At 68.3% G+C, this 4,903-nt stretch carries 6 protein-coding genes; all 6 read left to right on the forward strand.

The genetic code is table 11. From position 1 onward, the window contains the following. On the forward strand, positions 1–943 hold a 943-nt coding region (locus FVW20_RS07570), incomplete at its 5' end, for a FlgO family outer membrane protein (protein WP_196608950.1). A 484-nt stretch (positions 944–1,427) separates the two neighbouring features. Further along, entirely contained in the window at positions 1,428–1,565 is a 138-nt protein-coding gene (rpmH, locus tag FVW20_RS07575; protein WP_196608953.1) for a 50S ribosomal protein L34, read from the forward strand. Continuing rightward, positions 1,553–2,095 (forward strand): ribonuclease P protein component, encoded by a 543-nt coding sequence (rnpA, locus tag FVW20_RS07580; RefSeq protein ID WP_196608954.1) that lies wholly within the window; start codon positions 1,553–1,555, stop codon positions 2,093–2,095. Before rpmH ends, rnpA begins: the two co-directional genes overlap by 13 nt. Beyond that, positions 2,092–2,409, forward strand: a complete 318-nt coding sequence (yidD, locus tag FVW20_RS07585) for a membrane protein insertion efficiency factor YidD (protein ID WP_196608951.1) — start codon at positions 2,092–2,094, stop codon at positions 2,407–2,409. Before rnpA ends, yidD begins: the two co-directional genes overlap by 4 nt. Continuing rightward, a complete protein-coding gene (gene yidC, locus FVW20_RS07590) occupies positions 2,399–4,006 on the forward strand; it encodes a membrane protein insertase YidC (RefSeq protein WP_196608952.1) in 1,608 nt (535 codons plus the stop codon). The genes yidD and yidC overlap by 11 nt, the downstream gene beginning before the upstream one ends. A 158-nt stretch (positions 4,007–4,164) precedes the next feature. Beyond that, a partial coding sequence (locus FVW20_RS19700; RefSeq protein WP_231038953.1) for a Jag N-terminal domain-containing protein occupies positions 4,165–4,903 on the forward strand: 739 nt, incomplete at its 3' end.

Genomic DNA, 4,903 nt, shown 5'->3' on the forward strand with positions numbered 1-4,903 from the left:
TCCGGCTCGGGCCGATGCCGGTCCCGTGGGCGCTGCCGCGCGCCAGCCCGCCGCGCCCGGCGGGGTGCTGGTCAACCCTCCGGAAGGGTCGGAACTGCTCAACGCCAACACCTACGCCGCCGATGCGCTGCACGCGGTGATGGCCTCGCGCGTGAGCACGGGCAGCCCCATTCTGGTGGCCACCCTGGCCGACGTGGACAACCTGGAACGCAGTACGCCCTTTGGCCGGGTGACCATGCAGCAGGTGGCCTCGCGCCTCGGGCAGCACGGCTACCGCGTGCTCGAGGCGCGCATGGGCCGGGCGCTGACCTTCACGCCGCAGGGCGAATTTCTGCTTTCGCGCGATGCCACCCGGCTGATGCAATCGGAATACGACGCCCAGGCGGCGTTGGTTGGCACCTATTCGCTGGCGGGCGGGACGGCGTATGTGTCGTTGCGGGTGGTGCGGCTGGACGATGCGGCGGTGATGGCCGCCTACGAGTACCACCTGCCCGTGCGCGGCGATACGCGCAGGATGATGGCCGGGCAGGGCGACCCGTGGAACCAGTACGCCGGGCGGCGTCAGGCGTTTTCCGGCGCGGCGGTGACCATGGCGCCGCAGGCGGCAGTGGCGGTACCCGCGGCGGTTGGCGCATTGGGGCAATCGGGGGGGCGTCCGGTTTATCCTGCGCCGGTTGCCGTGCCTTCCTCGGCTTCGGGGACGCCCGCGGATCCGGCGGCCATGCCGCTGCTCAAGGATTTTCCGCCCATCGGGTCCAAGTCTTCCGCCGTGGCGGGCAAGCCCGTGGCCAAAAAGGCTGCCCCGGCAAAGAAGCAGGCGGTCAAGAAGCCCGGCGCCCAGAAGCAGCCCGCCAGGACCCCGGCCAGAAAGGCCGATGGCAAGCCCGCCGCGAAGCCGACAGCCAAGCCGGCAGCCAAGGCGGCTCCCAAGTCGGCTGTCTAGACGGTTCGGGCACTGGGCACCGTTACGCGGGGCACGACCCGGTCGGACAGCATCTTTCAGGTCCGTCCCGCGGGGTGTGGCGGGAAATGGCGTGGCGGTGATTTTCGGCGGTGCGTCAGGAACGTTGGCGAAAGGCCCGGCGGTGCGCTGAAACGACGCGCCGTCGGGCCTTTTGCGTGGTGCGCCGCGCCGTCCCGTGGAGGTGAAAGGCGCGGAGGCGTGCAGTGATCGGGCGGGCCGCTGCCCGCCCGGGTGGCCGCCGCGTCGATTTCACTTGAATTCCAAGCCCGAAGGGCCTATGTCTGCGGTGCCGAAGGCGGGCTTTGCCCGGCCCGGTCTGTTGGCTTCTGACTCGGCCCGCCGCGTCCGATTCGGCACCCCCTCTGGCCGCATGCGGCCCGTGCCCGCAATGGCAGCCTGCGCTTGACGCGGGCCTGCATACCGGGTAAACAGGTCCGTTCATATTTTTTGAAGGAGAAATTCCATGTCGAAGAGAACCTACCAGCCCAGCAAGATTCGCCGCAAGCGTACCTGCGGCTTCCGCGTCCGCATGAGCACCGCCAACGGTCGCGCCATCATTCGTCGTCGTCGTGCCAAGGGGCGCAAGAGATTAGCTCTCTAGTTTTTCCCCGGCACAACAGGCTTGTCCGCAGGCCCGACTACCTGGCCTGCTACGACAAGGGACGCCGTCTCTTTACCAAGCATTTCGTCCTGTTCGTCCTATTCGACCTGGATCGCACGGCCAGCCCGGAAGGGTGGCGCCTGGGGCTGGCCGTTACCAGGAAGACGGGGTCGGCAGTGCAGCGCAACCGCGTCAAGCGGGTGCTGCGCGAGTTTTTCCGGCTCCACCGCGCCTTGATGCCCGATGACGTGGACGTCATCGTGGTGCCCAAGCGCCACCTCAAGCCCGAGCGGGTCACACTCGCCCTCGTCATCCAGGAACTCCTGCCCCTGCTGCCGGAACTTCGCGCCCACCACGGCGCGGACGACCGCACCGGCGCCCACAGGCCGGAGGCAGCCGTGGCGGATGGTTCCGGACCGGTGCCCTCCGGACCCGAAGCGGTCATGCCGCGCACGGCCCCATCAGGCACCGCCCCCACCGACGAGGTCCGGCCTGGCACGGCCCGCGAGGCGGAAACCGGAGCGCAATGAGCACCTTACCGCGCGAACTGGTCGTGTGGCCTATCCGCTGCTACCAGCGCTTCATCTCGCCTTGTCTTCCGCCCGCCTGCCGGTATGTGCCGACCTGTTCTGCCTACGCCGCCGAGGCCGTGTTGACGCACGGCGTCGTGCGCGGCCTGCTGCTGGCCTGCCGGCGGTTGCTGCGTTGCCATCCATGGTGCGCAGGCGGGTATGATCCCGTGCCCCCGCCCCGGCATTCCGGAAGCGCCGCCCCCGGCGCTTCCGCCACTGCAACAGCCAGACACGCAACAGCACAGGAGCTGTCGATCTCCCATGGAAAGTAAGCGCGCCATTATCGCCATCGCCTTGAGCTTCGTGGTCCTTGTGGGCTGGAGCTACCTTGCCGATCACATGGGCTGGAACGGTCAGCCCGCTCCCCAGGTCCAGCAGGAAGAAGCCGCACCGTCGGCCTCGCAGGCGGCCCCGCAGGCCGCCGCGCCCGCTCCCCGCGCCGAAACCCCCGTCTTCCTGCCGTCCGCCGGACGCGAGGTGACGGTTGTCACGCCGCTGTACAAGGCCGTGCTGCATTCCGGCGGCGGCGTGCTGAAGCACTTCAGCCTGACGCGCTACCGGACGGCCATCACCGCCGGCGCACCCGCCGTGGACATGGTGGACACCGCCTCCACGGTCATGTCGCCCCTGGGCCTGCTGATCAACGGCCAGCCCTCGTGGAACACCGGCCAGTGGTCCTTCGACGGCGGCGACCTGTCGCTGGGCGCCGGACAGTCCGGCGTGCTGACCTTCACCGGCGAAGTGGACGGCGTGCGCGTGGTGCGCGAACTGACCTTCAGCGCCGACACCTACCTCATTTCCGAAAAGGTGCGCCTGGCCCCGCTGGCCGATGCGCGCACCGTGCGCCTGGGCTTTACCGTGGGCACGGGCAACCTGTCGCCCAACGGCGGCCAGTACGACCACACCCGCGTGGCCTGGCTGCACGACGGTTCGTTCAGCGAAAAGACCAGCGCCTCCGATCTTGAAAAGGGCGTGCTGGAAACCGGCGCCCTGAGCTGGGGCGCGGTGATGAGCAACTACTTCCTGGTGGCGGCGGCCCCGGTGGACACCACCGGCGTGACCCTGAAGGGCAAGCTGCAGGAAGGCGTGTACCGCGTGGCCATGGAGCGCGGCGACGTGTCCATCCCCGCGGGCGGCGAAACCACCGTGGCCTGCAACTACTGGTTCGGTCCCAAGGACCGCGGCCTGCTGAAGGAAGCCCCCAACCAGCTTGCCGAGGCCATCAACCTCGGCTGGTTCAGCATCATCGCCCGGCCGCTGGTGGACCTGCTGGAGTTCTTCCACAGGTACGTGGGCAACTACGGCGTGGCCATCATCCTGCTTACCGTGGTCATCAAACTGGTGTTCTGGCCGCTTTCGCACAAGAGCTACAAGTCCATGGAGCAGATGAAGAAGCTTCAGCCCATGCTCCAGAAGCTGCGCGAAAAGCACGGCGACGACCGCGAGAAGATGAACGAAGAGATGATGCGCCTGTACAAGACCTACAAGGTCAACCCGGCGGGCGGCTGCCTGCCCATGCTGGTGCAGATTCCCGTCTTCTTCGGCCTGTACCAGGCGCTGCTGAACGCCATCGAACTGCGCCACGCCTCGTTCATCACGCATCTGCCGTTCACCGACATGGTCTGGCTGGCCGACCTTTCGGCCAAGGACCCCTACTACATCACCCCCATCGTCATGGGCGCCACCATGCTGTTGCAGCAGAAGCTGACGCCCGCCCCCGGCGACCCGACCCAGGCCAAGATCATGATGTTCATGCCCGTGGTGTTCACCTTCATGTTCCTGAGCTTCCCGTCGGGCCTCGTGGTGTACTGGCTGTGCAACAACGTGCTGTCCATCGCGCAGCAGTGGTGGATGCTCCGCAAGGCATAGGAAGGCCCTTTCGCCCCTCTCCGCCTGCCCAGCGCGGGCGGAGAGGCGGCCTGCGCCGGTCGCGTGTCCGCATGGCGGGCGCATGACCGCGCGGCGGGCCAACCGTCCGCAAGGCACCTTCCGCTACGCCCCCCTCCCTCCCACTTCGAGGTGACAGCATGGATGGATACAAGGAGTTTCAGGGGAAAAGCCTCGACGATGCCATTCGCGAGGCCTGCTCCTACTTCGACGCCCCTCGCGAGAAGCTCGAGATAGACATCGTCCAGGATGCCAAGTCCGGCATCTTCGGCATCGTTGGGGCGCGCAAGGCCAAGATCCGCGCGCGCCGCGCCCAGATAGGGCAGATAGGCCGTCTGGCCCCTTCCGCACAATCCGTCCCGTCGGGACAGCCTGCTGCTCCCGCCCCCGGTGCCACGGACACCGTCGCCTCCAGCGACGCCGCTTCCACCACGCAATCCCGCGAGGAACGGGGCGCTGCCACCGCGGAGACGGCGGAAGCGGACGCCGTCGAACCTCGTGCGGCCCGTGCTCCCCGCCCGCGTGATGATCGTTCCAGAGACGAGCGTTCCAGAGACGAGCAGCCCCGCCGTGAACGCGGTGAGGCCGCCCCGGCCATGGCCGGGCACGACGCCGGGGCCGATGGCCGTGACGACGCCGAATCCGTCGACGATGACGACGAGAACAGGCCGGAGGGCGAACGCAGCGGTCGCCGTCGCCGCCGTGGTGGCCGTGGCCGCCGTGAGCGTGACGGTGAGGCCCGTGGCGAGAATGGTGACCGGGGTGATCGGAGCGACCGTAGTGACAGGCCTGGCCAGTCGCGCGAAGCCGATGGCGAGGCCGCCGAAGGTGCCGCGTCCGGCGATTCCCGCGCCGACGGCAGATCCGCCCGCGCGCCCC

Source organism: Nitratidesulfovibrio oxamicus (genome assembly GCF_015731765.1).
Taxonomy (GTDB): Bacteria; Desulfobacterota; Desulfovibrionia; order Desulfovibrionales; family Desulfovibrionaceae; genus Cupidesulfovibrio; species Cupidesulfovibrio oxamicus.